The sequence below is a fragment of the Methylobacterium sp. B1 genome (genome assembly GCF_000333255.1).
Lineage (GTDB): Bacteria > Pseudomonadota > Alphaproteobacteria > Rhizobiales > Beijerinckiaceae > Methylobacterium > Methylobacterium fujisawaense.
Genome location: NZ_BACT01000203.1, coordinates 1 through 2,908, shown reverse-complemented (window position 1 = coordinate 2,908; position 2,908 = coordinate 1). Strand labels below are relative to the sequence as shown.

Genomic DNA, 2,908 nt, shown 5'->3' with positions numbered 1-2,908 from the left:
CAGCATCGCGAGCAGGATGCCGTCGGTGAACGCGTAGGTGGTGTGCCCGCTCGAAAGGACGGATTCGTGGCGATGCCGTTGAGCGCGGTCGGGTCGAAGGTGTGAACCGGGCCGGCGCCGCCTGGACGGGCCGCGAGGAACCGTAGACATCCTGGCCGGCTTGCGTGTTGGTCACGCCGTAGGCGAGGTCGTAGACGCTATTGATCGTGTTCGGCAGCCCGTTGGCGGTGGGCAGGCTGTAGCCCGCCGGCGCCACGGCCGGCACCGCCACGTAGTTGGCCGGGGTCACGCTCGGATTGTTGGCCGCGCCGTTGGCATAGTAGTTCTTGGCCACGCCCAGGTTGTTGCCTGTGAAACCGTAGGCACCGGCCAGCAGATTGACCACGCTGCCCAGGGGTCCGCTCGCGCCCTGCTCGACCCCGCGCTGGTAGATCGGGCCGAGCTGGGCACCCAGGCCGCCGACGAGCTGTTGCGGAACGATGCCGTTGATCGGCGTCTGGGCCGGCAGGCCGCCCGCGAGATTTGCAGCCACGCCGTATGTCCCGAGCCCGGCCGAGGACAGGTCGTTGCGCGCCGAGCCCAGCAGGTTCTTGTCGCTGATCGCGAACTGCTGCTGGGCGAGCCCCGCGGCGGTGTTGATCGCGATCGACTGCGCCAGGTTGAGCTGCAGCGTCTGCTGACCGGTCGCCGTCGTGTTGAGCGTCAGGTACGGCGCCAGCAGATTGAGGACGTTGACGTCCGAAGCGGTCGTGTTGGCCGTCTGTGCCTGCGCGCCCGGTCCGAAGGCAGCGACCGCCAACGCCACGATCGAGACGCCATATCGAAATGTCATGCCAACCCCCAAAGCGCGCGGCGATTCAGCCTGCGAGCCGGAGATTTAGCGAACTCTAAGCGCTCGCCTTCGTCATAATCCAGTCACAAATCTAAAAGCTTACATTTGTATCCTGCCAGCAACATGATCGAAACTTTGCCGGCGCAAATCATATCATGACTCATCTTCGTCTTAACCTTGCAGCGCGTGCCGTCATGACATGAGGATCGGGGCGATGGCCGTCCGTCATCCAACGGGCCCGGCACAGACCGCCCATCCTCGGCGGCCCGAACACTGGGACGGCCCGGACACTGGGGACGGGACGAAATCCCGCAAATCGCTTCGGCCGGATGCCGTTGCGCGAGGCTGGACGCGGGATCGACGTCACCCGACCGTCACGGGCACATTTTAATCCCGGCTCACCATCACGAATGATTCCGCGCGAGGGTTCATGTCCGATTCCGCCGTGGCGCCGTCGGGGGCGGTCGCAGGCCGGCAGGTAGGGGGCCCGCGCCTCGACCACGGACTGCATCTCGGCGGGGTGGTCGCCTTCCTCCTCGTGCTAGTGGCGGGCCTCGGCTACGCGGTGGTGAGCCTGATCGCGGACATGAACGCCGTCGGCGAGGCGCCTCTCGCCTACGGCGCCTTCGCGCTGCTCGGCCTCGCCCTGCTGATCGCCCTCGCCTTCGAGTTCGTGAACGGCTTCCACGACACCGCCAATGCGGTCGCCACGGTGATCTACACCCACTCGATGCCGCCGCTCGTCGCGGTGATCTGGTCGGGCGTCTTCAACTTCCTCGGTGTGATGCTCTCCTCGGGCGCCGTGGCCTACGCCATCGTGACGCTGCTGCCGGTGGAGCTGATCCTCAATGTCGGCTCGCATGCGGGCTACGCGATGATCTTCGCGCTGCTGCTGGCGGCGATCCTCTGGAACCTCGGAACCTGGGCGTTCGGGCTGCCTAATTCCTCGTCCCACGCGCTGATCGGCTCGGTGCTCGGCGTCGGCCTCGCCAACCAGCTGATGAACGGCGGCGACGGCACCGCGGGCGTCGACTGGAGCCAGGCCCTCAACGTCTTCAAGGCGCTGCTGTTCTCGCCGGTCTGCGGCTTCGTGCTGGCGGCGCTGCTGCTGCTCGCCCTGAAATTCGCGGTGCGCCGCAAGGATCTCTACGCGGCGCCGAAGGGCGAAGCGCCGCCGCCCCTGTGGATCCGCGGCCTGCTGATCCTCACCTGCACGCTGGTCTCGTTCTTCCACGGCGGCAACGACGGGCAGAAGGGCATGGGCCTGATCATGCTGATCCTGATCGGCGCCGCCCCCACTGCCTACGCGCTCAACCGCACCATGGCGGACGACACGACGCCCGCCTTCGTGCAGGCTTCGACGGCGGCGGGCGCGGTGTTCTCCGCCCGGGCGCCCGGCGCGGAGGTGCCGGACGCCGCCGCCGCGCGCCGGACCGTGACGGAAGCGCTGAAGACCAAGGACCTGAACGCGCCGCCCGTCTACGCCGCGCTGGCGGCGCTCGCGAACGACATTGCCGCCAGCGTGAAGAATTACGGCGCGATCCGCACGGTGCCGGCCGCCCAGACCCAGAACCTGCGCAGCGACATGTACCTCGCCGCCGACGCGGTGCGCGTGCTGCCGGGCTCCGGGGCCGATCTCTCGGAGGCCGACAAGGCGACCCTCAAGCGCTACGCGGGCCTGCTCAACGACGGCACGCGCTACATCCCGGGCTGGGTCAAGGTCTGCGTCGCCCTCGCCCTCGGCCTCGGCACCATGGTCGGCTGGAAACGCATCGTCGTCACGGTGGGCGAGAAGATCGGCAAGACCCACCTGACCTACGCGCAGGGTGCCTCGGCGGAGATCGTCGCGGCCGGCACGATCGGGCTGGCCGAACTCTACGGCCTGCCGGTCTCGACCACCCACATCCTGTCATCCGGTGTCGCCGGGACGATGGCGGCCAACTGCTCGGGCCTGCAGATGGCCACCGTGCGCAACATGGCACTCGCCTGGATCCTGACCCTGCCGGCGGCGATCACCCCTCGCGCCGTGCTGTTTCTCCTCCTGGCGCACATGTTCTGATCGGGCGTCTGGCCGGC

Annotated in this window: 1 protein-coding gene and 1 pseudogene; one reads left to right on the top strand and one right to left on the bottom strand. The window is 68.0% G+C overall.

Annotation, left to right across the window (positions count from 1 at the left end):
• Window positions 1–832, bottom strand: a pseudogene (locus I53_RS05405) (hypothetical protein); the annotation flags it as partial.
• A 430-nt stretch (window positions 833–1,262) separates the two neighbouring features.
• Between I53_RS05405 and I53_RS05400 the strand changes: the two are divergent.
• Window positions 1,263–2,891: an inorganic phosphate transporter gene (locus I53_RS05400; protein WP_043347531.1), complete on the top strand. Its 1,629-nt coding sequence runs from the start codon at window positions 1,263–1,265 to the stop codon at window positions 2,889–2,891.
• The last annotated feature ends 17 nt before the right edge of the window (window positions 2,892–2,908 follow it).

Coding starts and splice junctions, on each gene's coding strand:
- I53_RS05400 (WP_043347531.1), top strand. CDS start 1,263: ATGTCCGATTCCGCCGTGGCGCCGTCGGGGGCGGTCGCAGGCCGGCAG.